Here is a 26,161-nt window from a genome sequence, read left to right as displayed (position 1 = left end):
GGGTTTGAAACCTCCCCCCGCGCCCCCCCCGTCCCCTAACCCCCGAACCCCTTCGGGGGCGGGCCGGCCGGGCCGGGGGGGGGGGGGCGCCCCGGCCCCCCACCACCCCTTTCCCTCTTTCCGCGCCGACTGGAGAACCTCCCATGCGCACCCGCACCTCTCTGTACGGTCTGCTCATCGGCCTGCTGCTGGGCGTGGGGCTGCTCCCGGCCGCCACCGCGACCGCGGCGGACAACGGCACCTGGGGGGTCTTCCCCACGCCCGCGGCCGGTGCGGCGATGACCGACCGCGCCTACTTCTTCCACCAGGGCCAGGCCGGGACCTCCGTCGGCGACAGCGTCACGATCCTGAACTCCTCCGACAAGGACCTGACGTTCCAGATCTTCGCCACCGACGCCGTCAACACCCCCTCGGGCGGCGCCTTCGCACTGCTGCCCGTGGAGACGAAGCCCAAGGACGTCGGCGCGTGGATCGCGCTGCCGCCCGAGACGGCCTCCACCGTCACCGTGCCGGCCAAGGGCCGCAAGGACGTGCCGTTCACCGTGAAGGTCCCCGCGGACGCGACGCCCGGCGACCACGTGGGCGGGATCGTCGCCCTCAACACCGCCGTCGAGGGCGTGCAGCAGGACGGCAAGGTCCAGGTCGGCGTGAAGCGTTCGGTGGGCGCCCGGCTGTACTTCCGGGTGCCGGGGCCGCTGACTCCGGGGCTGAGCGTCGAGGACGTGAAGGTCGACCGGTCGGCGCCGCTGCTGCCCTGGGTCAAGGACGCCCGCGCCACCATCACGTACACGCTGGTCAACCGGGGCAACGTGGTCGTCGACCCCAAGGTGACGGTGTCCGCCGAGGGCCTGTTCGGGCGGAAGGTGCTGGACCGGCCGTCCCGGGAACTGAGGCTGGCGCTGCTGCCCGGCCAGCGGATCGAGCTCACCGAGCCGTGGCCCGGCGCCCCCCAGTCGGACTGGGTGACCGTCACGATCACCGCCGGGGCGTCGGCCTACCCCGAGCTGGTCTCCGAGTCCGAAACGGACTTCGTGGCCGTCCCGTGGCCCGCCGTCGGGCTGCTCCTGGTGCTCGCCGGCGCCCTGACGACCTTCCTGGTCCTGCGCCGGCGCGGGCGCGCGGCGCAGGAGGGCCGGCCGGATGCCGAGCGGGACCTGACCCACACGTACTGACACGGTCCCGCGACCGGTCCCGGGCCGGATCCGGCCCGGATCCGGGTACGAACGGACTCGCCCCCCGCGGTGAGGGTTGCGGGGGGCGAGCGGTCCGGCGGGCTGTGCGCCCGGTCGGTCAGTGGTTGCGCGGGAAGCCCAGGTCCACGCCGATGTGGCCCTCGGAGGGGTCCGGCCAGCGGGTCGTGACGACCTTGCCGCGGGTGTAGAAGTGGATGCCGTCGTTGCCGTAGATGTGGTGGTCGCCGAAGAGCGAGTCCTTCCAGCCACCGAAGGAGTGGTAGCCCACCGGCACCGGGATCGGCACGTTGACGCCGACCATGCCGGCCTCGATCTCCAGCTGGAAGCGGCGGGCGGCGCCGCCGTCGCGGGTGAAGATCGCGGTGCCGTTGCCGAACGGCGAGGCGTTGATGAGGGCCACGCCCTCCTCGTAGGTCTCCGCGCGCAGCACGCACAGCACCGGGCCGAAGATCTCGTCGCGGTAGGCGTCGGAGTCGGTCTTCACGTGGTCGAGCAGCGACAGGCCGATCCAGTGGCCGTTCTCGAAGCCCTCCACCGTGTAGCCCGTACCGTCCAGGACCACGTCGGCACCCTGGTCGGCCGCGCCCTTGACGTACGAGGCGACCTTGTCGCGGTGGGCGGCCGTGATCAGCGGGCCCATCTCCGAGGCCGGGTCGTTGCCGGGGCCGATCTTGATCTTCTCGGCGCGCTCGCGGATCTTCTCGACGAGGGTGTCGGCGATGGAGCCGACGGCCACGACGGCGGAGATCGCCATGCAGCGCTCGCCGGCGGAGCCGTAGGCGGCGGAGACCGCCGCGTCGGCGGCCGCGTCCAGGTCGGCGTCCGGCAGCACCAGCATGTGGTTCTTGGCGCCGCCGAGGGCCTGTACGCGCTTGCCGTTGGCGGAGGCGGTGGTGTGGATGTGGCGGGCGATCGGGGTCGAGCCCACGAAGGAGACGGCCGCGATGTCGGGGTGGGACAGCAGCGCGTCGACGGCGACCTTGTCACCGTGGACGACGTTCAGCACGCCCGCCGGCAGACCGGCCTCGGTGGCCAGCTCGGCCAGCTTGTTGGCGGCCGACGGGTCCTTCTCGCTCGGCTTGAGGATGAAGGTGTTTCCGCAGGCCACGGCGAGCGGGAACATCCACATCGGGACCATCGCCGGGAAGTTGAACGGGGTGATGCCCGCGACGACGCCCAGCGGCTGGCGGATGGCGGCGACGTCCACGCGGTTGGACACCGACGTCGACAGCTCGCCCTTGAGCTGCGTGGTGATCCCGCAGGCCAGCTCGACGATCTCCAGGCCGCGGGCGACCTCGCCCAGCGCGTCCGAGTGGACCTTGCCGTGCTCGGCGGTGATCAGCTCGGCGATGGCGTCGCGGTTGGCGTCCAGCAGGGCCCGGTAGGCGAAGAGCACCTTGGTGCGGGCGGCCAGCGAGGACTGGCCCCAGCTCAGGTACGCCTCCTTGGCGATCTGCACCGCCGCGTCGACCTCTTCGGCCGAGGCGAGCGCGACCTGCGTGGTGACCTCGCCGGTGGCCGGGTCGGTGACCGGGCCGTAGTTGCCCGAAGCGCCCTCGACGGTCTTGCCACCGATCCAGTGGTTGACGGTCTTCATGTGCCTTGCTCCTTCACAGATGGCGACGTCGCTGAGCGGCTTGCCGGTCGTACTCTTCACGGGCCTGGGCCGCCGCTTTGCGGTTCGCGGTCTCGGCCACAGGAACATCCCACCACGCCTGCGCGGGGGGCGGGCCCGACACAGTGTCGGGCGTTCGGGTCTGTACGTAGACACATGTGGGACATGTTGCCGAGCGCGCCTCGGCCAGGGCTTCCCGCAGGTCACGCACGGTACGGGCGCGCATCACGGCCATCCCGAGGGAGCCCGCGTTCGCCGCGAGGTCCACCGGAAGGGGGTCTCCGCCGTACGAGCCGTCGGGCGCCCGGAAGCGGTAGCCGGTGGCGAACCCCTCGCCGCCCACCGCCTGCGAGAGCCCCCCGATCGAGGCGTACCCGTGGTTGTCGAGGACGACCAGCTTGACCGGGATGCCCTCCTGCACGGCCGTGACGATCTCGGTCGGGTTCATCAGGTACGTCCCGTCGCCGACCAGCGCCCACACCGGGCGCCCGGGCGCGGCCAGCGCCACCCCGATCGCGGCCGGGATCTCGTAGCCCATGCACGAGTAGCCGTACTCCAGGTGGTACTGGTCGGCCGAGCGGGCCCGCCACAGCTTGTGCAGGTCCCCGGGGAGCGAGCCGGCGGCGTTGACGAGGATGTCGCTCGCGTCCACCAGCCCGTCGAGCAGCCCGAGCACCTGTGCCTGGGTGGGCGGCAGGTCCTCGTCGCCCGCGCTCCAGGCGGAGTCGACCCGCCGCTCCCACGCCCGCTTCCCCTCCCCGTACGAGGCCGTGTACGCGGGGTCCACCCGGTACCCGGCGACCGCCTCCCGCAGTTCGCCGAGCCCCTCCCGGGCGTCGGCGACCAGCGGCAGGGCGGCGAGCTTGTGGGCGTCGTACGGGTCGAGGTTCAGGCCGACGAACCGGACGGCCGGGTTCTGGAAGAGGGTCCCGGAGGCGGTGGTGAAGTCCGTCAGCCTGGTCCCGGCGGCGATGACCAGATCGGCCTCCCGGGCCAGCGCGTCGGCGGTGGCCGTGCCCGTGTGCCCGATCCCGCCGACCTCGGCCGGGTGGTCGTGGGGGAGCACGCCCTTGCCCGCCTGGGTCGTGGCCACGGGGATCCCGGTGGCCTCGGCGAACTCCGCCAGCGCGGCCCCGGCGTCGCTGTGCCGGATCCCGCCGCCCGCGACGATCAGGGGCCGCGCGGAGCCCCGTACGGCGGCCGCCGCCCCGGCGAGCTCGGCGCGGTCGGGCCGGGGCCGGCGCACGTCCCACACCCGCTCGGCGAAGAACTCCTCGGGCCAGTCGTACGCCTCGGCCTGCACGTCCTGCGGCAGCGCGAGGGTGACGGCGCCGGTCCGCACGGGGTCGGTGAGCACCCGCATGGCCTGGAGGGCGGCCGGGACCAGCGCCTCGGGGCGGGTGATCCGGTCGAAGTACCGGGAGACGGGCCGCAGGGTGTCGTTGACGGAGACGTCCCCCGCATCCTGCACCTCCAGCTGCTGCAGCACGGGGTCGGCGGGCCGCGTCGCGAAGGTGTCCCCGGGCAGCAGGAGCACCGGGATCCGGTTGATCGTCGCCCCGGCGGCGCCGGTGACGAGGTTGGTGGCGCCGGGCCCGATGGAGGTGGTCACGGCGTGCGCGGACAGCCGCCCGCTCTGCCGGGCGTAGCCGACGGCGGCGTGCACCATGGCCTGCTCGTTGCGCCCCTGGAAGAAGGGCATGTCCCGCGCCCCGGTCTCCAGCAGCGCCTGCCCGATCCCCGCGACGTTCCCGTGCCCGAAGATCCCCCAGGTGGCGGCGACCAGCCGGTGCCGGCGCCCGTCGCGCTCGGTGTACTGCCTGCTCAGGAACCGTACGAGCGCCTGTGCGACGGTGAGCCTCATCGTGCTTCGTCCTCCGCTCGGTGGAAGGGCAGCCGGGGGTCGGTCGCCTGCCCGTCCCAGCTGCCGCGGATCCAGGCGTGGTCCGGGTGGTCCCGAATCAGCCACTCCCGGGGCTCGCCGGGCGGCCCGGCCATCACGTTCAGGTAGTACATGTCGTGCCCGGGCGCGGCGATGGACGGCCCGTGCCAGCCGTCGGGGATCAGCACCGCGTCCCCGCTCCTGACTTCCGCCAGGATGTCGGTCTTCCCCGCGGGAGAGGGTGTGACGCGCTGGTACCCGACCCCGGGGGTGTTCCCGTGGGGTGCGATCTCGAAGTAGTAGATCTCCTCCAGTCGGGACTCCTCGCCGGGGAGGTGCGTGTCGTGCTTGTGGGGCGGGTACGAGGACCAGTTCCCGCCGGGGGTGAGCACCTCGACGGCGATGAGCCGGTCCGCGGGGAACACTCCGGCTGCCCCGAAGTTGTGGACCTGCCGCGAGCACTGCCCGGCGCCGCGCAGCTCCACCGGCACGTCCGCGGCCGCCCCGTACCGAGCGGGCAGCCGCGCCTCGCACCGCGCCCCGGCGAGCGCGAACCGCCCGCCTTCCGCCGCCTCGATCTCCGCCCGCGCGTCCCGCGGCAGGTAAGCGAAGTCACTGACCCCGCCGAACACCCCGGACCGCCCGTGCAGTTGGAACGTCCGCGGTGGGGCGTAGGTCCCTGCGGGGCTTCCTCCCCCACCCCGCCCCTTCCCGAAACTATGGGCTCCGCCCCCAGACCCCCGCGCCTCAAACGCCGACGGGGCTGAGTTCTGCCCGGTCGGAGCCGGATGGTGCGGCGGCCGCGGCAAACGGCCGGCACGAGCCGAATCCAGCCCCGCCGGCGTTTGAGGCGCGGGGTCCGGGGCGGAGCCCCGGTCTCCCGGCCCCGCCGCGCCTTCCGGTCCCGCCGCACTCCCCGGCTCCGCGCAGCGGACCCGGCACCCGCCGGACAACGGCAGCACCATCCACTCCGACTCCCCGCACTCGTGCGCGTACACCTCCCCCGCCTCCAGCTCCAGCACGACCAGCCGGGTCCATTCCATCCCCGACTCAGCAACCACCGGCACGCCCCAACACCTCCTCCACCTCGTACGTAAACGGCATCGCACTCGAACACGCCAGCCGCGAGGCGACGATCGCCCCCGCCGCGTTCGCGTACCGCACCACCGCCTCCAGCGGCCATCCGGCCAGCAGCCCGTGGCACAGCGCCCCGCCGAACGCGTCCCCCGCCCCCAGCCCGTTCACCACCTCCACCGGCACCGCCGGGACCTCCGCCTCCGTCCCGTCGCGGTGGACCGCCAGCACGCCCTCCGGGCCGCGTTTCACCACGGCCAGTTCCACCCCGGCCTCCAGCAGCGCCCGCGCAGCCGCGTACGGATCCGACCGCCCGGTGGCGATCTCGCACTCCTCCGGGTTCCCGACCGCCACCGTCGCGGCCGCCAGCGCCCGCTCGTAGAACGGCTCCGGCTTCTCCCGCCACAGCATCGGCCGCCAGTCCAGGTCGAAGACGGTGATCCCGGCCCCGCGCCCCCGCGCCTCCAGCGCGGCCAGCGTCGCCGCCCGCGAGGGCTCCTCGCTCAGTCCCGTCCCCGTCATCCAGAACACCCGCGCGGCCCGCACCGCCGCCAGGTCCACCTCCGCCGGCCCGATCTCCAGATCGGGTGCCTTCGGCAGCCGGTAGAAGTAGAGCGGAAAGGAATCCGGCGGGAACATCTCGCAGAAGGTGATCGGCGTGGGCAGCCCGGCGACCTCCGTCACCCACCGGCCGTCCACCCCGAACCCCTCGAGCTCCGTTCGCAGATACCCGCCGAAGGGGTCCGCCCCGGTGCGGCTGATCAGCGCGGTCCGCCGCCCCAGCCGGGCCGCGGCGACGGCGACGTTGGCCGGGGAGCCGCCCAGGAACCTGCCGAAGGTCTCCGCCTCGGCCAGTGATACGCCGGTCCTCAACGGGTAGAGATCCACCCCGATCCGGCCCATCGTGATCAGGTCGAACTCCAACGGATCGCCGGTCCCGTTCAATGTCAGTCCCTCCGCTCGTCCCACCCGAAGGTGGCCGTTATGACGTCCTCCCCGCCCGCGTTGACCCGTATCCGCGTCGGTTCTGCTCCGGACTCCTGGGGTGTCTGGTTTCCCGACGATCCGCTGCAGACGCCTTGGGAGCGCTTCCTCGACGAGGTAGCGGACGCCGGGTACGAGTGGATCGAGCTCGGCCCGTACGGATACCTGCCCACCGACCCCGCCCGGCTCGCCGAGGAGACCGCCAAGCGCGGCCTGCGGGTCTCGGCCGGCACCGTCTTCACCGGACTCCATCACGGCCCCGCCGTGTGGCAGGACACCTGGGAGCACGTGTCGCGGATCGCGGAGCTGACCCGGGCCATGGGGGCGGCGCACCTCGTCGTCATCCCCTCCTTCTGGCGGGACGACAAGACCGGCGAGGTGCTGGAGGACCGCACCCTCACCCCCTCCCAATGGCGTGAACTGGCCTCCCAGACCGAGCGCCTGGGCCGGGAGGTCCAGGACCGGTACGGGCTGCGGATCGTGGTCCACCCGCACGCGGACACCCACATCGACACCCCGCAGAACGTGGCCCGCTTCCTGGACGCCACCGACCCCGCGCTGGTCTCCCTCTGCCTGGACACGGGGCACTACGCGTACTGCGGCGGCGACAGCGTCCAGGCCGTCGAGACCTTCGCCGAGCGCATCGGCTACCTCCACCTCAAGCAGGTGGACCCGCGGATCCTCGCCGAAGTCGTCGCGCAGGAGCTGCCGTTCGGGCCGGCCGTGGGCCGCGGAGTGATGTGCGAACCTCCTTCGGGCGTGCCCGCGCTGGAACCGGTGCTGGCCGCCGCCCAGCGGCTCGGCGTGGACCTCTTCGCCATCGTCGAGCAGGACATGTACCCCTGCCCGCCCGACCGGCCGCTCCCGATCGCCCGCCGCACCCGCGACTACCTGCGCTCCTGCGGCGCCCGCTGACTCCCCGGAGGAGAGAACCATGAGCAGCACGCTCGGCATCGCCGTCATCGGTACGGGCAAGATGGGCGCCGACCACGTCCGCCGGATCGGGCGGAGCGTCGGCGGGGCCCGGGTGGTGGCCGTGGCCGATCCCGACGGGGACCGGGTCAAGGCGGTCGCGGGCGCCCTGGACGGGGCGGGCGCGCACACCGACCCGGCGGCCGCGATAGCCGCACCGGGGGTCGGGGCCGTACTGATCGCCTCCCCGGGACCCGCCCACGAGGAGGCCGTCCTGCACGCCCTGGAGCGGGAGCTGCCGGTGCTGTGCGAGAAGCCGCTGACCCCCGATCCGGACGGGGCGCTGCGGATCATGGCGGCCGAACAGCGGCTGGGGCGGCGCCTGGTGCAGGTGGGTTTCATGCGGCGGTTCGACGCCGAGTACGAGCGGCTGAAGGAGCTGCTGGACGCGGGCGGGATCGGGCGGCCGCTGTTCCTGCACTGCCGGCACCGCAACGCGGCCTCGCCGTCGTTCTTCACCAGCGACATGCTGATCAGCGATTCCGTGGTGCACGAGGTGGATGCGGCGCGGTGGCTGCTGGGGCAGGAGATCACGGCCGTCACCGTCCTCTCCCCGAGGCCCACGGCGGCCGCCCCGGAGGGACTGCGCGATCCGCGGCTGGTGCTGCTGGAGACCTCGGGCGGGGCCGTCGTCGATGTGGAGATCTTCGTGAACTGCGGTTTCGGCTACCAGGTGCAGTGCGAGGCGGTGGGCGAGTCGGGAAGTGCCCGGATCGGTGACGGCCACGCGATGGTGGTGCAGTCGGCGGGCCGCTGGGGCGGGGAGATCGACCAGGACTTCACGGTGCGCTTCGCCGACGCCTACGACCGCCAGCTGCGCCGCTGGGTGGCCGCGGCCGCCGCCGGGCGGGTGGCGGGACCCGACGCCTGGGACGGCTACGCGGCGGCGGCCGTGTCCCGGGCGGGCCTCACGGCCGCGCGGACCGGCGTGCGGACCCCGGTGGAGCTGGCGGAACGCCCGCCGCTCTACGGGGTCTGAGCCCCGGCACCCCGTGTGCACCCCTGTGCCGCATCTGTCACAGGGGTCTCCGTCGTGTCACCCATGTCCGCATCACGCGGGTTTTCCGTCACAGGGGTGCGACAGCCCCTCCCCTGCCCTCACCGCGCGTCGTTCCCCGGGCACAACGCGAGTGATCGGCAGTGTCCACGCGCGGGCTCCCCCGACGGCCTCCCGGCCGGCCCCGCGGCGTGGACAAGGAGGTGTCTGGCAATGAGCGACCGGCAGTTGTGGTCGTACAAGGAGATCGCCGCCCACATCCGGGTCCAGCCGGACACGGTGCGTTCCTATCGCAAGCACGGCCTCCTCCCCCCGCCCGACCATGTGGAGGGCGGCAAGCCGTACTGGTACGCCGACACCGTCCGCGCCTGGGTGGCCCGGCGCCCCGGCAACCGGGGCCGCGGCGACTGACCCGCACGCGACCGCCGGGCGGGGGCCTCCCGCCCCCGCCCGGCCGCCCGCACCCGGGCCTTCCCGGGGTCAGGCCGTCCCGACGGGCACCTTCTCCCGCTCCGGCCGCGCCTGCGGCTGTACGGCCTTCTCCACGGCCTCCCCTTCGCTCAGTCCGAACTTCTCGTGCAGCCTGCGCAGCGGGCCCGGTGCCCACCAGGTGGCCTTCCCGGTCAACTTCATCACCGCCGGGACCAGGAGGCTGCGCACGACCATGGCGTCCATCAGGACCGCCAGCGCGATGCCGAGCCCCAGCATCTTGGTGTTGGTCACCCGGGAGGTGCCGATCGCCACCATCACCACGGCCAGGATCAGGGCGGCTGCCGTGATCAGCCCGCCGGTGCGGGCCAGTCCGGTCCGCACGGCCCCCTCGTGGTCGCCGGTCCGGTCGTACTCCTCCTTGATCCGGGATATGAGGAACACCCCGTAGTCCATGGACAGTCCGAAGGCGATGCAGAACATCAGGACCGGCAGTGTGGTCTCGATGTCCCCGGTGGAGGTGAAGGAGAGCAGTCCGGAGAGGTGGCCCTCCTGGAACACCCACACCACCGCTCCGAACATGGCGGTCAGGCTGAGGGCATTGAGCAGCACCGCCTGGAGCGGTATCAGCAGGCTTCCGGTGAGCAGGAAGACCAGGAGCAGGGTGGCCAGCGCCACCAGGGCCAGGGCGGTGGGCAGGGCGTCCGCGATGGCCTCCTTGGTGTCGACGAGCCTCGCCGCCTGGCCCGCCACGGAGGTCCGGAACCCGGCATCGACCTTCCGTACCTCGCCGACCAGGTCCTGGGCCTGCCGGCCCACGCCCTCGCCCTCGGCGATGACCGAGAAGTACGCGTACTGGGCCTCGGGGCCGGTGGTCACCGGCCCGTCGATGCGGACCACGCCGGGCAGGACTGCCAGTCGGTCCTTGTAGGAGGCGAGCTCGGCGGGGCCGGAGGCTCCCTCGGCGAGCACGGTGAGCCCGCTGCCGGGGCTGCCCGGGAAGGCGTCCCGGATCTGCTGCTGGACCACGTGCGACTCCGCGGACTTCGGCAGCTGCCGGTCGTCCACGGTGCCGAACTTCACCCCGAGGAAGGGCAGTCCGAGGAGCAGCAGTCCCGCCGTGGTGGCCACCGCGAAGAGCGGGGCCCGGCGCATCACCAGATGGGCCGCCCGGCCCCAGCCCCGCCCCGTCTCCGCTGCGGCGTCCGGCGCGGTGCCGGACGCACGCCTGCGCCGCCACAGCCGCCGCAGGTCGAAGGAGTTGACCCGGTCGCCGAGCAGGATCAGCGCCGCCGGCAGCAGGACCAGTGCGGCCGCTGCCGCGAGGAGCACCACCGCGACCCCCGCGTAGGCGAAGGAGCGCAGGAAGGACATCGGGAAGAAGGCCATGGCCGAGAGGGCCACCGCGACGGTCAGCGCCGAGAAGAGCACGGTGCGCCCCGCGGTGCGCAGGGTGGTCCCGACGGCTCCGGCCGGGTCCTGTCCGGCCGCGAGCTCCTCACGGAACCTGCGGACGATGAACAGGGCGTAGTCGATGGCGAGTCCGAGGCCGAGCGCGGTGGTCAGGTTCTGGGCGAAGACCGAGACCTCGGTGAACTCGGTGAGCCCGCGCAGCACCGCGTTGGTGCCGAGGATGGCCACGATGCCGACGCCGAGCGGCAGCAGGGCCGCGACGGCGCTGCCGAAGACGAGGACGAGCAGGACGAGGGTGACCGGCAGGGCGATCAGCTCGGCGCGCAGGAGGTCTTCCTGGATGGTGGTGGTCACCTCGGCCTGGACCGCGACGGGGCCGCCCAGGGAGACCCGCACCGGCCCGTGTTCGCCCCGGTAGTGGGGGGTGATCCGGTCCAGCACCTCGGTGGCGGCCTTCTGGTCGCCCAGCACCCTGGCGGCGATCAGGGCCTGCCGGCCGTCCTCGGAGCGCAGTGCGGGCAGCTGGGTGCGCCAGTACGACCCGACGCCGACGACCCCTTCTTCCCCGGCGAGCCGGGCCGTCAGCCGCTCCGCCTCGGCGGCGACCGCGGGGTCGTCCACCCCGGCGGCCCCGACGGCCGGGCCGGCGTCGACGAGCAGCAGCAGGTTGGGCTGGGAGGCCGGGAACTCGCGTTCCAGGGCCGCGGCAGCGTAGGTGGACTGTGCGTCCGGGTCCTCCCAGCCGCCACTGCTCATCCGCTCGGCGACGCCACCGCCCACGAACACGGCCAGGGCCGTGACCACCAGGGCGAGCAGCAGCGAGAGCCGCGGCCGGGCCGTGACGAACCGGGTCCACCTGCCGCTCTCCCCTGACGACGGCGGATTCTTGACTTCGGACATGACTCGGTGTCCCCTTCACCGTGATTGCCAGGACGAATAGACTGGCAAACACGAGCAGTCGCTCGCGTTTCCTCAGAATGCGAGCGACCTCTCGCATTTGTCAATCGCCCACAGGGAGCAAGGGATCGGGCATGCCGGGGACCGCCAGGGACAAATCACCCGCAACCGCCAAGAAGAGCCCCGCCGGGAGTGGCGAAGCCGACACGGCCTCCCCGCGCCGCCGTCAGGCGCGCGGCGAGCGCCGGATCGGCCAGCTCCTGGCGGCCGCCGCCGGGGTGTTCTGCCGCACCGGCTACGCCGCCGCCAGCACCAACGCCATCGCGCGCGAGGCCGGGGTGTCGCCCGGCACGCTCTACCAGTACTTCCCGAACAAGGAGGCCATCGCGGTCGAGCTGGGCGGCCAGCTGCTCCGCCACGCCCGGGAGACGCACGGCCAGGCCTTCCTGCCGCAGAACCTCGACCTCCCGCTCCCCGAGGTGCTGGACGCCGTCCTGGACCCGCTGATCGCCTTCAACTGCGAGAACCCGGCCTTCTGGGCCCTCATGCACGGCTCCGGCGTACCGGGGGGCATCGACAAGGAGCACGAGGAGCTCCACGCCAGCATGAGCGGACAGGTCCGGGGCGCCCTGCACTCCCTCGCCCCCGGGACCGCGCCGGCCGAGCTCGACCACGTCGCGAACATGGTCCTCGGCATCTTCAAGTCGTCCCTGGACCTGATCCTGGCCCACGAGGGCGCCGAACGCGACGCGTACGTCGCGCAGCTGAAGACCGTCCTGCTGCGCTACCTGGAGCCGATGGTCACCACGACTCGCTCCCGCTGACCCGCTGCCCGCGCCGGGCCCGGGCACCCTTCCCGTCCTCCACCCCGAGCGTGGTGATGGCGACCACCAGCGGCAGCGCGGTGGCCCCGAACAGCACCAGCGCCGACCGATCACTCCCGCCCAGGTACCCGGGGGCCAGCAGCCGGATCGGCAGGCCGCGCACCACCAGGAACAGCAGCAGGAACAGCGGCAGCAGCAGGAGCTCCCGGCCGCCCGCGAGCAGCGCCTCCAGGTCGAATTCGATCCCGGTGACCACGAAGAACACCGGCACCAGGAAGCCGGAGCCCATGGCCTCCACCTTCGACAGCACGGTCGCGCTGCTCTCCGGCGCCGCCCCGTGCAGCACGAGCCGGGTGACGAGGCCGGCCGCGAAGGCCCCGAGCAGGATGTCGAGCCCGAGCGCCTGGGCCAGCGCCGGCATCGACACCAGCAGCGGGACCGCCAGCCACCGCGAGATGCCGTACGCCAGCACCGGTGCGAGCACGGCGACGGCCATGATGAGGACGAGGCTTCCGGGCTGATCCATAACGGCCATTTACGTACAGTTCGGATATACCGGCCAGTTTTGACGACGCAGGGCTCGCATTTATACCCCCCAGGGGTATAGTCTCGGAATGTCGGGAGGACGGTGGAGCAATCCATCGCCTCCGGCGACCGGACACGTACGCCCCCAAGAGGAGAACGACATGACCGCCGAGACGGACACCCGGACCACCACCGTCTACCGCGTGACCGGCATGAGCTGCGGCCACTGCGAGGGCTCGGTGACCACCGAGCTCAGCGCCCTGCCGGGCGTCAGCTCGGTCAAGGCCGTCGCCGCGACCGGCGAGGTCACCGTGGTCTCCGACGCCCCGCTCGCCGAGGAGGACGTCCGCGCCGCGATCGACGAGGCCGGCTACGAGCTGGCCGGCCGGGCCTGAGGCACCCGCAGGACCCCGCAGTTCTCCGCCGGGCCGTACCGGCCAGCTCATACTGGTTCCGTACGGCCCGGCCATCCCTCTGGAGCCGGAACATGAGCAGCACAGTGCACGACGGGCCCATAGCGGCGGTGGAACTCTCGATCGGCGGGATGACCTGCGCGTCCTGCGCGGCCCGGATCGAGAAGAAGCTCAACCGGATGGACGGCGTCGAGGCCACGGTGAACTTCGCCACCGAGAAGGCGAAGGTCTCCTACAGCGGTGACGTCCGGGTGGCCGACCTGATCGCGACCGTCGTGAAGACCGGGTACACCGCCGAGGAGCCCCCGCCGCCGGAGCCGCTCCCCGAGCAGGAGGAAGCCGAGGCCCCCCGCGACCCCGAACTCGCCGCCCTGCGCCACCGGCTGCTCGTCTCGGCCGCGCTCGCGCTGCCCGTCGTCCTGCTCTCGATGGTCCCGTCCCTCCAGTTCGACAACTGGCAGTGGCTCTCGCTGACGCTGGCCGCCCCCGTCGTGGTCTGGGGCGCGTACCCCTTCCACAAGGCCGCCTGGACCAACGCCCGGCACGGCTCCGCCACCATGGACACGCTGGTGTCGGTCGGCACCCTGGCGGCCTTCGCCTGGTCGCTGTGGGCCCTGTTCTTCGGCCACGCGGGCATGCCCGGCATGCGCCACGGCTTCGACCTCACCGTCTCCCGTACGGACGGCTCCTCCGCCATCTACCTGGAGGTCGCGGCCGGGGTCGTCTCCTTCATCCTCCTCGGCCGCTACCTGGAGGCCCGCTCCAAGCGGAAGGCCGGCGCGGCCCTCAAGGCGCTGCTGGAACTCGGCGCCAAGGACGTGGCCGTACTGCGCGGCGGCACCGAGGTGCGCATCCCCGTGGCGCAGTTGGCGGTCGGCGACCGGTTCGTCGTCCGCCCCGGCGAGAAGATCGCCACCGACGGCACGGTCGTCGAGGGCAGCTCCGCCGTCGACGCCTCCATGCTGACCGGCGAGTCCGTTCCGGTCGAGGTCGCCGTCGGGGACTCCGTGACCGGCGCAACCGTGAACGCCTCGGGGCGCCTGGTGGTCGAGGCCACCCGGATCGGCGCCGACACCCAGCTCGCCCGGATGGCCCGGCTCGTCGAGGACGCGCAGAACGGCAAGGCCGAGGTGCAGCGCCTCGCGGACCGGATCTCGGGGATCTTCGTGCCGGTCGTGCTGGTCCTGGCGCTGGGCACCTGGGCCGTCTGGATGCTGGTCACGGGCGAGACCACCGCCGCCTTCTCCGCCGCCGTGGCCGTCCTGATCATCGCCTGCCCGTGCGCCCTGGGCCTGGCAACCCCGACCGCGCTGATGGTCGGCACCGGGCGGGGCGCGCAGCTCGGCATCCTGATCAAGGGCCCCGAGGTGCTGGAGTCCACCCGCCGCGTGGACACCGTCGTCCTGGACAAGACCGGGACCGTGACCACCGGCCGGATGACCCTGGCCGAGGTGCACACCGCAGAGGGCGTGGACGAGAAGGAGCTGCTGCGGCTCGCGGGCTCCCTGGAGCACGCCTCCGAGCACCCGATCGCCCGGGCCGTCGCCACCGGCGCGGCCGAGCGGGCGGGCTCCCTTCCGGTCCCCGAGGGCTTCGAGGCTCCTGCAACCTTTGAAAGCGTCGCGGGCCTCGGCGTGCAGGGCGTGGTGGACGGGCACGCGGTCCTGGTGGGCCGCGAACGGCTGCTGGCCGACTGGGCGATCGACCTGCCGGAGGGCCTCGCGGAGGCCAAGGCGACCGCCGAGGCGGCGGGCAGCACCGCCGTGCTGGTGGCCTGGGACGGCGAGGCGCGCGGGGTCCTGACCGTGGCCGACGCCGTCAAGGAGACCAGCGCCGAGGCGGTCTCCCGGCTGCGGGCCCTCGGGCTGACCCCGGTCCTGCTGACGGGTGACAACAAGGCCGTCGCCGAGACGGTGGCCCGCGAGGTGGGCATCGACGAGGTGATCGCCGAGGTGCTCCCGCAGGACAAGGTGGACGTCGTACGCCGCCTGCAGGCGCAGGGCCGTACGGTCGCCATGGTCGGCGACGGGGTCAACGACGCGGCCGCCCTGGCCCAGGCGGATCTGGGCCTGGCCATGGGCACCGGCACCGACGCGGCCATCGAGGCCGGCGACCTGACCCTCGTACGGGGAGACCTGCGGGTGGCGGCGGACGCGATCCGGCTGTCGCGCCGGACCCTGGGCACCATCAAGGGGAACCTGTTCTGGGCCTTCGGCTACAACGTGGCGGCGCTGCCGCTGGCGGCCGCCGGACTGCTCAACCCGATGATCGCGGGGGCCGCGATGGCCTTCTCCTCGGTCTTCGTGGTGACCAACAGCCTGCGGCTGCGTTCCTTCCGGTAATGGACGGCCTCCTCACGGCCGACACCATTCCTTCACGGGAGACGCAGATCACAGTGACGGCAACGTAACCATCCGGGGTCGTCGTGGGTCTAATGGGGCGATGCCAGGACGTCTTGGGGGACGTCCGGGGGTATCGGCCGGCCGGGATTCGTGCCGCGGGAAGCCTTGAGCGGCCGTCCCGTGCAGAACGGGTCCCGGCACCACTGACGCCCCGGCTCGGGTCCCGTGGGGGGAATCCGTTCCGGGGAAAAGGAAAGCGCCCCGACCGTCGACCCGTGGGGGGATCGACGGCGGGGCGCTTTTCGTGTGCCTGGGGGCCCTTGCGGGCCTCGAGGGCCTCGGGTCAGCGGGCCTCTACCGGCACGAAGTCGCGCAGGACCTCGCCGGTGTAGATCTGGCGCGGGCGGCCGATGCGGGAACCCGGCTCCTTGATCATTTCCTGCCACTGGGCGATCCAGCCGGGAAGCCGGCCGAGCGCGAAGAGCACGGTGAACATCTCGGTCGGGAAGCCCATGGCCCGGTAGATGAGACCGGTGTAGAAGTCCACGTTCGGGTAGAGGTTGCGCGAGACGAAGTACTCGTCGGCCAGCGCGTGCTCTTCCAGCTTCAGCGCGATGTCGAGCAGCTCGTCGCTCTTGCCGAGCGAGGAGAGGACGTCGTGCGCCGCAGCCTTGATGATCTTCGCCCGGGGGTCGAAGCTCTTGTAGACGCGGTGTCCGAAGCCCATGAGGCGGACGCCGTCTTCCTTGTTCTTCACCTTGCGGATGAAGGCGTCGACGTCGCCGCCGTCGTTCTTGATGCCTTCCAGCATCTCCAGCACCGACTGGTTGGCGCCGCCGTGCAGCGGGCCCCACAGGGCGGAGATGCCGGCCGAGATCGAGGCGAACATGTTCGCCTGCGAGGAGCCGACCAGGCGCACGGTGGAGGTCGAGCAGTTCTGCTCGTGGTCCGCGTGCAGGATGAGCAGCTTGTCGAGCGCGGAGACCACGACCGGGTCCAGGTCGTACTCCTGGGCCGGCACGGAGAAGGTCATGCGCAGGAAGTTCTCGACGTAGCCGAGGTCGTTGCGCGGGTAGACCACCGGGTGGCCGACCGACTTCTTGTACGCGTACGCGGCGATCGTCGGGAGCTTGGCCAGCAGCCGGATCGTCGAGAGGTGGCGCTGCTTCTCGTCGAACGGGTTGTGGCTGTCCTGGTAGAACGTCGACAGCGCGCTGACGACGGAGGACAGCATCGCCATCGGGTGCGCGTCACGCGGGAAGCCGTCGTAGAAACGCTTGACGTCCTCGTGCAGCAACGTGTGCTGGGTGATCTCGTTGCGGAACGACGCGAGCTGGTCGACGGTCGGCAGCTCACCGTTGATCAGCAGGTAGGCGACCTCGATGAAGGACGAGCGCTCGGCCAGCTGCTCGATCGGGTAGCCGCGGTAGCGCAGGATGCCCTGCTCACCGTCGAGGTAGGTAATCGCGGACTTGTAGGCCGCGGTGTTGCCGTAGCCGCTGTCCAAGGTGACGAGCCCGGTCTGGGCCCGCAGCTTCGAGATGTCGAAGCCCTGGTCACCGACGGTGCTCTCGACCACCGGGTAGGTGTATTCACCGTCCGCGTACCGGAGTACTACAGAGTTGTCGCTCACGTCATCCCTCACCGACGTAGTGCCTCTTCTTCGAGGTGCCCTGACTGCCTCTACCTTCCCCCATTTGGCGCAGGAGAGTGCACTCGGGGTCGGCCTTTGGTGCTTCAGACGGCACTCAGTGCCGTCAAGCTGTTCATCCTGCACCCTCCGCACCAGTGGCGGAACCCCAAATGATCGATCATCTAGGTGATGTTTCCCACCGGTATCCGGCCGGACAGCCTCGGCGCCACGGACGTGTACCTCCTGCCTGCGGAAACGGTACGCACCGCCTGGGCGAGGGCCTTGCGGGACCCGACGAGGACGACCAGTTTCTTCGCCCTGGTGACCGCCGTATACAGCAGGTTCCGCTGGAGCATCATCCATGCCCCGGTGGTGACCGGGATCACCACCGCCGGATATTCACTCCCCTGCGAGCGGTGGATGGTGACGGCGTAGGCGTGGGCGAGCTCGTCGAGTTCCGCGAACTCGTAGGCGATCTCCTCGTCCTCCTCCGTCCGCACCGTCAGGCGCTGCTCGTCGAGGTCCAGGCCGATGACGACGCCGACCGTGCCGTTGAAGACCCCGTTCGCGCCCTTGTCATAGTTGTTCCGGATCTGGGTCACCTTGTCGCCCACCCGGAAGACCCGCCCGCCGAACCGCTTCTCGGGCAGGTTCGGCCGGGCCGGTGTCATGGCCTGCTGGAGCAGGCCGTTGAGGTTCCCGGCGCCGGCCGGGCCCCGGTGCATGGGGGCGAGGACCTGCACGTCCCGCCGCGGGTCGAGCCCGAATCTGGCCGGAATCCTTCGCGCCGCCACGTCCACGGCGAGCACGCCCGCCGCCTCGGTGTCCTCCTCGGGGAAGAGGAAGAAGTCCGGCAGCCCGTCGGTGAGGGGCGGCACGCCGGTGTTGATCCGGTGGGCGTTGGTCACCACCCCCGACTGCTGGGCCTGGCGGAAGATCCGGGTGAGCCGGACGGCCGGGACCGGCCCGCCCTCGGCCAGCAGGTCCCGCAGCACCTCCCCGGCACCGACGGACGGCAGCTGGTCCACATCCCCCACCAGCAGCAGGTGCGCCCCCGGCGCCACGGCCTTGACCAGCTTGTTGGCCAGCAGGAGGTCGAGCATCGAGGCCTCGTCCACCACGACCAGGTCCGCGTCCAGCGGCCGGTCCCGGTCGTAGGCCGCGTCACCGCCCGGCTTGAGTTCCAGCAGCCGGTGCACCGTGGAGGCCTCCGCCCCGGTGAGCTCGGCCAGCCGCTTGGCCGCGCGGCCGGTGGGCGCGGCCAGCACCACCTTGGCCTTCTTGGCGCGCGCCAGCTCCACGATCGAGCGCACGGTGAAGGACTTCCCGCAGCCCGGCCCGCCCGTGAGCACCGCGACCCGCCGGGTCAGCGCCAGCTTGACCGCGTCCCGCTGCTCCGGCGCGAGGTCGGCCCCCGTCCGGCCGGCGAGCCAGCCCAGCGCCTTGTCCCAGTCCACGTCCTGGAAGGCGGGCATCCGGTCGTCCTGCGCGTTCAGGAGCCGGCGCACCTGCCCGACCAGCGACAGCTCGGCCCGGTGGAAGGGCACCAGGTACACGGCGGTCAGCGGATCCGGCCCGCCCTGCGGATCCGGTACCGACTCCCGTACGACCCCCTCCGGATCGGCGGCGAGCTCCGCCAGGCAGTCGATCACCAGCCCCGTGTCCACCTGGAGCAGCTTGACCCCGTCGGCGATGAGCCGGTCCTCGGGCAGGAAGCAGTGCCCCTGGTCGGTGGACTGGGACAGGGCGTACTGCAGCCCGGCCTTGACCCGCTCGGGGCTGTCGTGCGGGATGCCGACCGCCTGCGCGATGCGGTCGGCGGTGAGGAAGCCGATGCCCCACACGTCGGCGGCGAGCCGGTAGGGCTGGTTCTTCACCACCGAGATGGAGGCGTCGGCGTACTTCTTGTAGATGCGCACCGCGATGGAGGTGGAGACCCCGACTCCCTGGAGGAAGACCATGACCTCCTTGATCGCCTTCTGCTCCTCCCAGGCGGCGCCGATCAGCTTCGTCCGCTTGGGGCCGAGCCCGGGCACCTCGATCAGCCGCTTCGGCTCCTCCTCGATGACGTCGAGGGTGTCGGTGCCGAAGTGCTCCACAATCCGGTCGGCGATCTTCGGCCCGATGCCCTTGATCAGACCCGAGCCCAGATAGCGGCGGATGCCCTGGATGGTCGCCGGGAGCACCGTCTTGTAGTTCTCCACGGTGAACTGCTTGCCGTACTGCGGGTGGGAGCCCCAGCGCCCCTCCATGCGCAGCGATTCCCCGGGCTGCGCGCCCAGCAGCGAGCCGACGACGGTGAGCAGGTCTCCGGAGCCGCGGCCGGTGTCGACCCGGGCGACCGTGTACCCGTTCTCCTCGTTGGCGTAGGTGATGCGCTCGAGCACCCCCTCGACCACCGCCAGTTGCACGACCCCGTCCATTGCCATGCCCCGAAACTACCGCCCGGCGCCGACAGCGCGTCAGGCCTGTGGACGACAGCACTGAGGGGGTCCTGCCTTCCGGCCGGACCCCCTCACGGTTACCCCTCCCGCGTCGGACTTCCCGATCCCCCCAGATCCTCCCCCGGAAGCACCGACGCAACGTACGACCCGCAACGCACCCGCGTGGTTGCATCAGGATGCGCAGCTTTGCAAATCCATTACCCAAGATGCCGCCGTATCGCCGCACAAGTAGCGTTCCGGGCATGAGCGAATCTTCCTTCCAGGACGACGTGCTGGGCGAACTCGGCGACGACAGGCTGAACGAGATCGCCTCGCTCCTCGGCACCGACACCGAGGGCGCGCGCGACACCGTCGCCACCACCGTCGGCGCGATGACCGGCGACCTCCGGCAGAAGGCCGACACCGAGGACGACGAGGTCCGCCAGGCCTTCGCGGAGGCGGCCGAGCCCCAGCTTCAGGGCGTGGCCACGCTCGGCGGCGGCCTCGGCGGCCTGCTCGGCGGCGGGATGATGGCCGGGGTCCTGGCCAAGGCGAGCAAACCCGTGGCCAACGCCGTCTCGAAGAAGACCGGCATCCCCGCCGCCACCGTCGCCCGGGTCATCGAGATGCTGATCCCGGTCCTGCTCGCGGTCATCGCCAAGCGCGCGTCCTCCGGCAAGGCGAGCGCGGGCGCCCCCGCGGCGGCCCCCGCGGAAGGCGGCCTCGGCGACCTCCTCGGCCAGATCCTGGGCGGCGCCAGGAAGCAGTAACCCACCCGTTCGGCGGCCCACGGCCATAAAATCGGGCCCATGGCTGACAACGTGCGGCTCCGAAGCCCCGAACCGGGAGACCTGGGCTGGATCGTGCAGCGCCACGGCGCGCTGTACGCCGCCGAGTACGGATGGAACAGCGACTTCGAGGGCATGGTGGCCCGGATCGTCGCCGACTTCGCCCAGGACCACGATCCCTACCTGGAGCGGGTGTGGATCGCCGAACTGGACGGCCGCCCCGTCGGCTCCGTGATGTGCGTACGGGAGGAGAGCACTCCCGGCACCGCCCGGCTGCGGCTCCTCCTCGTCGACCCGGAGGGCCGGGGCCGCGGCATCGGCACGGACCTGGTCTCCGCGGTGATCGACTTCGCCCGCTCGGTCGGCTACCGCGAACTCGTCCTGTGGACCAACGACGTGCTCGACGAGGCCCGCAAGCTCTACCTGCGGGCGGGCTTCACACTGATCGCGGAGCGCCCGCACCGCTCGTACGGAGTGAGCCTGACGGGCCAGGACTGGCGGCTTCCGCTCCAGGAGAGCCGCCCCCACTGAGCCGCGCGGGCGCCAGCGAGGTGAGCGCGACCCCGCCCACCAGCAGCACCGCGGCCACCCACCGCAGCCCCGACACGGACTCCCCCAGTACCAGGGCCGCCGAGGACATCCCGAAGACCGGCACCAGCAGCGAGAACGGCGCCACCGCCGAAGCCGGGTAGCGGCGCAGCAGGTACCCCCAGGCCCCGAACCCGAACACGGTCGACACCCAGGCCACGTACCCGATGACGCCCACCCCGGACCAGTCCAGCCCCCGCAGGGCGGCCAGGTCCCGCTCGGGCCCCTCGAACAGCAGCGACAGCACGACCAGCGGCAGCACCGGGACCGTGCACACCCACACCATGAAGTTCAGCGCGTCGGGCGGCGAGGCCTTGCGGGTCAGCACGTTGGAAACGCCCCAGCACGCGGCAGCCGCCACGACCAGCGCGAAGCCGGACACCGGCCCGCCGGCGCCCCCGTCCACGGCGGCCACCACGATCCCGGCGAGCGCCACCCCCATCCCGAACACCCTTGCCCAGCCCGGCCGTTCACCCAGGGCGACGGCAGCGAAGACGGCGGTGAAGACGGCCTGGATCTGGAGCACGAGCGAGCTGAGCCCGGCCGGCATCCCGGCGGCCATGCCGGTGAAGAGCAGGCCGAACTTGGCGACCCCCAGCGCCAGCCCCACCCCGACGATCCACTTCCAGGCGACCTTGGGCGGCCCGACGATGAACACGGCGGGCAGGGCCGCGACGAGGAATCGCAGGGCGGACAGGAGCAGCGGCGGGAAATGGCCCAGCCCGATCTGGATGACGACGAAGTTGAAGCCCCAGACGGCGGCGACGAGCACGGCGAGTGCGGTGTGTACGGGACGCATGCGACCAGCATCGGCGCCTCCATCGTGAAGCACCAGCGCGAATCACTTCCGCGATGGATGAAGCATTGCTTACGATTGAGCCATGCTCGACCTCGCCCGGCTCCGCGCCCTGCACGCCGTCTCCGTCCACGGCTCGGTCGCGGGTGCGGCGGCCGCCCTCGGCTACACCCCCTCCGCCGTCTCCCAGCAGATCGCCAAGCTGGAGCGGGAGACCCGCACCACCCTCCTGGAACGCCGCGGCCGCGGGGTCGCGCTCACCGAGGAGGCCCTCCATCTGGCCGCCACCGCGCAGGAGTTGCTGGCGATCGTGGAGCGCGCCGAAACCACCCTGGAGGAGCGCCGCGGCCTGCCGAGCGGGCTGCTGACGGTGGCCGCCTTCGCCTCGGCGGCCCGCGGGCTGCTGCCGGCCGTACTGGCCGACCTGGCCGGCCGGCATCCCGCCCTGGACGTCCGCCTCACCGAGGTCGACCCCCACCTCTCGGTGGACCTGGTGGCCCGCGGCGTCACCGATCTGGCGGTGGCCCACGACTGGGACATCGCGCCGCTCCCCGCCCCCGAAGGCATCGACCAGGCCGTCATCGGCGACGACCCCTGCGACCTGATCGTCCCGGCCGGCCACCCCTTCACCGCCCGCCGGACCGTCCGCCGCGGCGACCTCGGCAGCGAGCGGTGGATCTGCCAGCCGCCGGGGAGGGTCTGCCACGACTGGCTGGTCCGGACCCTGCGCACGGCCGGCTTCGAGCCGGACATCGCGCACGTTGCCGAGGAGAACCACACCATCGTCGCGCTGGTCGCGGCCGGGCTCGGCGTGGCCGTGGTCCCCCGGCTGGGCACCGGCCCGCTCCCCGCGGGCGCGGTGGCGGTCCCCCTCGAACCGGGTCCCGTACGCCGCCTCTACGCCCTCTGGCGCACCGGCGCGGCCCGCCGCCCCGCCATCACGGAAACCGTCCGCACCCTCCGGTCCCACTGGCCCCCGGCCTGACCCCCGCCCGCGCGACACGCGCCGACACGCCCGGCCGGGCCCGGAGTGCGGGGGTAGGGTCCGGCGCGTGCCGTACCTCGCCTCGCGCCGGAATCTGCTCGCCGCGGCCGCCGTGGCCGCCGTCACGGCCGCCGGGGGCGGCTCCGCCGCCGTCGGCGCGCACCGCGCGCCCCACCCGCCCGGGAGGGCCGCGCGCCGCGTGCTGGGCGGGATGAGCATGGCGGAGAAGGTGGGGCAGCTGTTCGTCTCGCGGGTCTACGGGCACTCGGCCACCGACCCCGACCCCGCCGACGCCGAGCAGAACCTGGCCCTGTTCGGCGTCCGCACCGCCGCCGAGCTGGTCTCCCGCTACCACCTCGGCGGGATCATCTACTTCGCCTGGGCCCACAACACCCGCACCCCGCACCAGATCGCCGCGCTGTCGGCCGGCCTCCAGGAGGCTGCGCGCACCACCGGCTCCCGGATCCCGCTCCTGCTCTCCACCGACCAGGAGCACGGCATCGTCGCCCGCATCGGCAAGCCCGCGACCCTCCTCCCCGGAGCGATGGCCCTCGGCGCGGCCGGCTCCACCGCCGCCGCCGGACGCTCGGCGCGCATCGCCGGTGCCGAGCTCGCCGCGATGGGCATCCGCCAGGACTACGCCCCGGTGGCGGACGTGAACGTGAACCCGGCCAACCCGGTGATCGGCGTGCGGTCCTTCGGGTCGGACCCGCAGGCCGTGGCGGCCCTGGCGGCCGCCCAGATCGGCGGCTACCAGGACGCGGGCGTGGCGGCCACCGCCAAGCACTTCCCCGGCCACGGGGACACCGAGACCGACAGCCACGTCGGCCTGCCGGTGATACGGCACAGCCGCGCACAGTGGGAGGAGCTGGACGAGCCGCCCTTCCGGGCCGCGGTGCGGGCGGGCGTGGACGCGGTCATGACCGCCCACATCGTCTTCCCGGCCCTCGATCCCTCGGGCGACCCGGCGACCCTCTCCCGGCCCATCGTCACCGGCATCCTGCGCGAACGCCTGGGCTTCCGGGGCGTGGTGGTGACCGACGCCCTGGACATGGCCGGGGTCCGCCAGAAGTACGGGGACGAACGCGTCCCGGTGCTGGCCCTGCTGGCCGGCTGCGACCAGCTGCTCAACCCGCCGGACCTGGCGCTCGCGCACCGGAGCGTCCTGGCGGCCGTGGAGGCGGGCGAGCTGAGCGAGGCGCGCATCGACGAGTCCGTGCTGCGGATCCTGGAACTGAAGGCCCGCCGGGGCCTGTTCGAGGCGATGTCCGGGGAACCGGATGCCGCGGTCGACGCCACCGTCGGCGTTCCCGACCACCTCGCCGCGGCGGACGAGATCGCGGCCGCCACGACGACCCTGCTGGCGAATCCGGCCGGCCTGCTGCCCTTCGACGCGGGCGAGGCCCCCCGGCTGCTCGTCACGGGGACGGACCCGGTCTCCCCCACGGGTACGACCGGCCCTCCGACGGCCGTTCTGGCGCGGGAGCTGACCGCGCAGGGCTGCCGGGCGACGGCGGCGCCGCCCGCCCGCGCGGTGGCGGCCGCGGCGGGGCAGGCGGCGGTGCTCGTGTGCACGTACAACGTCCCCGAAGGGGAGAGCGCCCAGCGCACGCTGGTCGCGGACCTGCTGGCCACCGGGGTGCCGGTGGTCCTGCTGGCGGTCCGCAATCCGTACGACCCGGCGCGGCTGCCCGCCTGCGCCGCCGAACTGGCGACGTACTCCTGGACGGACGTGGAGATGCGGGCGGCGGCCCGGGTGCTCACCGGGGCGGTACGGCCATCGGGCCGCCTCCCCGTCCCGGTGCCGGGCCGCTACCCGCTGGGCCACGGCCTGACGTACTGAAGGGCGTCAGGCCGCGGCCCCGCGGCCTACCGCCGCAGCTGCTGGTCCCGCCGCGTTTCCGGCTGGTCCAGCACCGCGTCCGGCGCCGCCAGCGGCTGCGCCGCCGACACCGCGCCGCCCGCGAGAGAGGGCGCGGCGGCCGGGGCCACCCCGGCCCACTGCTGGATCTTCGCGGTGGCCAGCGCCTTCTCGCCGTCGAGGAGCTTGGCGACGTTGGCCCCGTGGTTGGCGCCCGGCGCGATCATGACGTAGCTGTCGCGCACCCCGTAGCCGAGGTGGAACGGCTCGGCGCCCCACGGGTCGTTCTGCCCGTACACGAACAGCATCTGGTTCGCGTTCTTGCGGACCCAGTTGTCCACGTCCCGCATGGCCGCCGGCTGGAAGGTCATCGGGATGTCGCGGGGCACGAAGTTGCGCGGCGGCTGGTAGCCGTAGCGGCTGAGGCCCGCCAGGTGCGCCTGCTTGATGTCCGGGGAGCCGAGCTGGGTGCCCGCCTGGTAGTAGTACGGCGTGTACGTCTCCAGGCCCTGGTCGGCGTAGGCGGAGAAGCCGGAGATCGCGTCGACCGTGTCCCAGATCTCCTGGTCGCTCGCTGTGGCGGCGGCGGGGATCGTGGCGCAGTCGGCGAGCAGGCTGTACTGCCAGAAGGCCCACACGTAGTCGAGCACGACGGCCTCGTAGGCCTTGTCGAGGCTGCCGACGGTGGTGAAGGTCCAGCCGTTCTCGGCGGCCGCGGCCGCGTACTTGGCCTCCAGCGGCTCACGGCGTACGAGCGCCTCGCGCTGCACCGCGTTCAGCTCGTCGCGGCACTCCTTGGTGCCGACGCCCGCGAAGAACCGGTCGTAGGCCGAGTCCTCCTTGTTGACGACGTCGTTGGGCGCGACGTACGCGACGACGCCGTCCATGTCGCGCGGGTAGAAGCGCTCGAAGTACGTCGCGGTCATACCGCCCTTGCTGCCGCCCGTGGCCAGCCAGTTCTTCGTGTAGATCTTCTTCAGGGCGGTGAAGAGGCGGTGCTGGTCGCTGGCGGCCTGCCAGATGGTCAGGTCGTCCCAGTGGGCCGGGTCGGGCCGCGAGGGCGTGAAGAATCGATACTCCAGCGACACCTGGTTGCCATCGACGATGGTCGTCGGCTCACTGCGGCGCGGGTTGGTGTTGACGTTGTAGCCGGAGGTGAAGAACACCGTCGGGCGCGACTCGTCCTTGTGCAGCAGGGTCAGGCGCTGCTTGAAGGTGCCCTTCCACGGCTGCCGGTGGTCGACCGGCTGCTCGTAGTTCAGTACGAAGAAGCGGTAGCCGGGGTACGGCTTCTCCTCGATCAGACTCATCCCCGGAATGCCGAGGATCCGGTCCTTGATGTCCGCGGCGGCGGCCGGCTCCGCGGCTGTGGCCGCTTGCGCCGTGAAGCCGGCCGCGCCCATGGTGCCGATCAGCACCACGAGCGACAGCAGCCATCCGAGCGTCTTGCGCATTCACCCTCCCCTTGAGTTCACTTCGGTCGCCGTGAACCTAGCGGGGTCAACGCGCCGCTGACCAGACCCAGTT

19 protein-coding genes and 2 pseudogenes are annotated in these 26,161 nt (G+C 72.4%); 11 read left to right on the top strand and 10 right to left on the bottom strand.

The features are described from left to right. Positions 1-143: 143 nt before the first annotated feature. Positions 144-1,172, top strand: coding sequence for a WxL protein peptidoglycan domain-containing protein (locus ACIGFK_RS06800; RefSeq protein ID WP_400050830.1), 1,029 nt, complete (start codon positions 144-146; stop codon positions 1,170-1,172). Positions 1,173-1,290: 118 nt separating this feature from the next. Here ACIGFK_RS06800 and ACIGFK_RS06795 read toward each other — a convergent pair whose 3' ends face one another. The 4 genes from ACIGFK_RS06795 to iolC are packed head-to-tail and all read right to left on the bottom strand — an operon-like array spanning position 1,291 to position 6,709. Next, entirely contained in the window at positions 1,291-2,790 is a 1,500-nt protein-coding gene (locus tag ACIGFK_RS06795; RefSeq protein ID WP_376661756.1) for a CoA-acylating methylmalonate-semialdehyde dehydrogenase, read from the bottom strand. 13 nt (positions 2,791-2,803) lie between these two features. After that, positions 2,804-4,672, bottom strand: coding sequence for a 3D-(3,5/4)-trihydroxycyclohexane-1,2-dione acylhydrolase (decyclizing) (gene iolD, locus ACIGFK_RS06790; protein WP_400050828.1), 1,869 nt, complete (start codon positions 4,670-4,672; stop codon positions 2,804-2,806). Further along, positions 4,669-5,733 carry a 5-deoxy-glucuronate isomerase gene (gene iolB / locus ACIGFK_RS06785; RefSeq protein ID WP_376661758.1) on the bottom strand — a complete coding sequence of 355 codons (1,065 nt, stop codon included), beginning with the start codon at positions 5,731-5,733 and terminating at the stop codon, positions 4,669-4,671. The genes iolD and iolB overlap by 4 nt, the downstream gene beginning before the upstream one ends. A 7-nt stretch (positions 5,734-5,740) precedes the next feature. Beyond that, complete coding sequence (iolC, locus tag ACIGFK_RS06780) at positions 5,741-6,709, bottom strand: 5-dehydro-2-deoxygluconokinase (RefSeq protein WP_400050826.1); 969 nt, start codon at positions 6,707-6,709, stop codon at positions 5,741-5,743. A 39-nt stretch (positions 6,710-6,748) separates the two neighbouring features. On the opposite strand from iolC, the gene ACIGFK_RS06775 reads away from it, so the two are divergent. From ACIGFK_RS06775 to ACIGFK_RS06765, 3 genes are all read left to right on the top strand, one after another. Further along, on the top strand, positions 6,749-7,663 hold the full coding sequence (locus tag ACIGFK_RS06775) for a sugar phosphate isomerase/epimerase family protein (protein WP_400050824.1): 915 nt from the start codon (positions 6,749-6,751) through the stop codon (positions 7,661-7,663). 19 nt (positions 7,664-7,682) lie between these two features. Next, on the top strand, positions 7,683-8,699 hold the full coding sequence (locus ACIGFK_RS06770; RefSeq protein ID WP_376661752.1) for a Gfo/Idh/MocA family protein: 1,017 nt from the start codon (positions 7,683-7,685) through the stop codon (positions 8,697-8,699). A 231-nt stretch (positions 8,700-8,930) separates the two neighbouring features. Further along, entirely contained in the window at positions 8,931-9,128 is a 198-nt protein-coding gene (locus ACIGFK_RS06765; protein WP_376661751.1) for a helix-turn-helix transcriptional regulator, read from the top strand. A 69-nt stretch (positions 9,129-9,197) separates the two neighbouring features. Here the strand turns inward: ACIGFK_RS06765 and ACIGFK_RS06760 are convergent, their stop codons facing one another. Then, positions 9,198-11,459: an MMPL family transporter gene (locus ACIGFK_RS06760; protein WP_376659090.1), complete on the bottom strand. Its 2,262-nt coding sequence runs from the start codon at positions 11,457-11,459 to the stop codon at positions 9,198-9,200. Between the two features lie 131 nt (positions 11,460-11,590). Between ACIGFK_RS06760 and ACIGFK_RS06755 the strand changes: the two genes are divergently transcribed. Next, positions 11,591-12,280: a TetR/AcrR family transcriptional regulator gene (locus ACIGFK_RS06755; protein ID WP_400050822.1), complete on the top strand. Its 690-nt coding sequence runs from the start codon at positions 11,591-11,593 to the stop codon at positions 12,278-12,280. Here the strand turns inward: ACIGFK_RS06755 and ACIGFK_RS06750 are convergent. After that, positions 12,258-12,713 (bottom strand): annotated as a pseudogene (locus ACIGFK_RS06750) (cation:proton antiporter); the annotation flags it as partial. The gene ACIGFK_RS06755 and the pseudogene ACIGFK_RS06750 overlap by 23 nt on opposite strands. Before the next feature lie 253 nt (positions 12,714-12,966). Between ACIGFK_RS06750 and ACIGFK_RS06745 the strand changes: the two are divergent. Further along, positions 12,967-13,200: a heavy-metal-associated domain-containing protein gene (locus ACIGFK_RS06745; protein ID WP_376659088.1), complete on the top strand. Its 234-nt coding sequence runs from the start codon at positions 12,967-12,969 to the stop codon at positions 13,198-13,200. 92 nt (positions 13,201-13,292) lie between these two features. After that, entirely contained in the window at positions 13,293-15,560 is a 2,268-nt protein-coding gene (locus tag ACIGFK_RS06740) for a heavy metal translocating P-type ATPase (RefSeq protein WP_400050820.1), read from the top strand. 343 nt (positions 15,561-15,903) lie between these two features. On the opposite strand, the gene ACIGFK_RS06735 is transcribed toward ACIGFK_RS06740, so the two are convergent. Together ACIGFK_RS06735 and ACIGFK_RS06730 are read right to left on the bottom strand one after the other, a co-directional pair. Next, positions 15,904-17,193 carry a citrate synthase gene (locus ACIGFK_RS06735; RefSeq protein ID WP_376659086.1) on the bottom strand — a complete coding sequence of 430 codons (1,290 nt, stop codon included), beginning with the start codon at positions 17,191-17,193 and terminating at the stop codon, positions 15,904-15,906. 182 nt (positions 17,194-17,375) lie between these two features. Further along, positions 17,376-19,622 (bottom strand): ATP-dependent RecD-like DNA helicase, encoded by a 2,247-nt coding sequence (locus ACIGFK_RS06730; protein WP_376659085.1) that lies wholly within the window; start codon positions 19,620-19,622, stop codon positions 17,376-17,378. A gap of 257 nt (positions 19,623-19,879) precedes the next feature. Between ACIGFK_RS06730 and ACIGFK_RS06725 the strand changes: the two genes are divergently transcribed. Both ACIGFK_RS06725 and ACIGFK_RS06720 read left to right on the top strand, forming a co-directional pair. Further along, positions 19,880-20,386 (top strand): DUF937 domain-containing protein, encoded by a 507-nt coding sequence (locus ACIGFK_RS06725; protein WP_400050818.1) that lies wholly within the window; start codon positions 19,880-19,882, stop codon positions 20,384-20,386. Positions 20,387-20,437: 51 nt separating this feature from the next. Continuing rightward, positions 20,438-20,935 (top strand): annotated as a pseudogene (locus ACIGFK_RS06720) (GNAT family N-acetyltransferase); the annotation flags it as partial. Here the strand turns inward: ACIGFK_RS06720 and ACIGFK_RS06715 are convergent. After that, the gene (locus ACIGFK_RS06715) at positions 20,841-21,791 is read right to left on the bottom strand and encodes an EamA family transporter (RefSeq protein ID WP_400050816.1); all 951 of its coding nucleotides are present in this window, start codon (positions 21,789-21,791) and stop codon (positions 20,841-20,843) included. The pseudogene ACIGFK_RS06720 and the gene ACIGFK_RS06715 overlap by 95 nt on opposite strands. 82 nt (positions 21,792-21,873) lie before the next feature. Here ACIGFK_RS06715 and ACIGFK_RS06710 point away from each other — a divergent pair, with 82 nt between their 5' ends. Together ACIGFK_RS06710 and ACIGFK_RS06705 are read left to right on the top strand one after the other, a co-directional pair. After that, the gene (locus ACIGFK_RS06710) at positions 21,874-22,773 is read left to right on the top strand and encodes a LysR family transcriptional regulator (protein WP_376659082.1); all 900 of its coding nucleotides are present in this window, start codon (positions 21,874-21,876) and stop codon (positions 22,771-22,773) included. A 67-nt stretch (positions 22,774-22,840) separates the two neighbouring features. Further along, positions 22,841-24,616: a glycoside hydrolase family 3 protein gene (locus tag ACIGFK_RS06705; protein WP_400050814.1), complete on the top strand. Its 1,776-nt coding sequence runs from the start codon at positions 22,841-22,843 to the stop codon at positions 24,614-24,616. Positions 24,617-24,642: 26 nt separating this feature from the next. Here the strand turns inward: ACIGFK_RS06705 and ACIGFK_RS06700 are convergent, their stop codons facing one another. Beyond that, positions 24,643-26,088: a S28 family serine protease gene (locus ACIGFK_RS06700; RefSeq protein WP_400050812.1), complete on the bottom strand. Its 1,446-nt coding sequence runs from the start codon at positions 26,086-26,088 to the stop codon at positions 24,643-24,645. Positions 26,089-26,161: the final 73 nt, after the last annotated feature.

Origin of the sequence: Streptomyces sp. NPDC085524, from assembly GCF_044541755.1 — a bacterium.
Classification (GTDB): Bacteria; Actinomycetota; Actinomycetes; order Streptomycetales; family Streptomycetaceae; genus Streptomyces.
Note: the sequence above shows the minus strand (reverse complement) of the source record. Positions and strands in the feature narration are given on the sequence as shown.

Excerpts from the sequence above, each read along its gene's own strand:
- ACIGFK_RS06800 (WP_400050830.1), top strand. The coding sequence starts at position 144 with ATGCGCACCCGCACCTCTCTGTACGGTCTGCTCATCGGCCTGCTGCTG.
- ACIGFK_RS06795 (WP_376661756.1), bottom strand. The coding sequence starts at position 2,790 with ATGAAGACCGTCAACCACTGGATCGGTGGCAAGACCGTCGAGGGCGCT.
- iolD (WP_400050828.1), bottom strand. The coding sequence starts at position 4,672 with ATGAGGCTCACCGTCGCACAGGCGCTCGTACGGTTCCTGAGCAGGCAG.
- iolB (WP_376661758.1), bottom strand. The coding sequence starts at position 5,733 with ATGGAATGGACCCGGCTGGTCGTGCTGGAGCTGGAGGCGGGGGAGGTG.
- ACIGFK_RS06775 (WP_400050824.1), top strand. The coding sequence starts at position 6,749 with ATGACGTCCTCCCCGCCCGCGTTGACCCGTATCCGCGTCGGTTCTGCT.
- ACIGFK_RS06770 (WP_376661752.1), top strand. The coding sequence starts at position 7,683 with ATGAGCAGCACGCTCGGCATCGCCGTCATCGGTACGGGCAAGATGGGC.
- ACIGFK_RS06765 (WP_376661751.1), top strand. The coding sequence starts at position 8,931 with ATGAGCGACCGGCAGTTGTGGTCGTACAAGGAGATCGCCGCCCACATC.
- ACIGFK_RS06760 (WP_376659090.1), bottom strand. The coding sequence starts at position 11,459 with ATGTCCGAAGTCAAGAATCCGCCGTCGTCAGGGGAGAGCGGCAGGTGG.
- ACIGFK_RS06755 (WP_400050822.1), top strand. The coding sequence starts at position 11,591 with ATGCCGGGGACCGCCAGGGACAAATCACCCGCAACCGCCAAGAAGAGC.
- ACIGFK_RS06745 (WP_376659088.1), top strand. The coding sequence starts at position 12,967 with ATGACCGCCGAGACGGACACCCGGACCACCACCGTCTACCGCGTGACC.
- ACIGFK_RS06740 (WP_400050820.1), top strand. The coding sequence starts at position 13,293 with ATGAGCAGCACAGTGCACGACGGGCCCATAGCGGCGGTGGAACTCTCG.
- ACIGFK_RS06730 (WP_376659085.1), bottom strand. The coding sequence starts at position 19,622 with ATGGCAATGGACGGGGTCGTGCAACTGGCGGTGGTCGAGGGGGTGCTC.
- ACIGFK_RS06725 (WP_400050818.1), top strand. The coding sequence starts at position 19,880 with ATGAGCGAATCTTCCTTCCAGGACGACGTGCTGGGCGAACTCGGCGAC.
- ACIGFK_RS06715 (WP_400050816.1), bottom strand. The coding sequence starts at position 21,791 with ATGCGTCCCGTACACACCGCACTCGCCGTGCTCGTCGCCGCCGTCTGG.
- ACIGFK_RS06710 (WP_376659082.1), top strand. The coding sequence starts at position 21,874 with ATGCTCGACCTCGCCCGGCTCCGCGCCCTGCACGCCGTCTCCGTCCAC.
- ACIGFK_RS06700 (WP_400050812.1), bottom strand. The coding sequence starts at position 26,088 with ATGCGCAAGACGCTCGGATGGCTGCTGTCGCTCGTGGTGCTGATCGGC.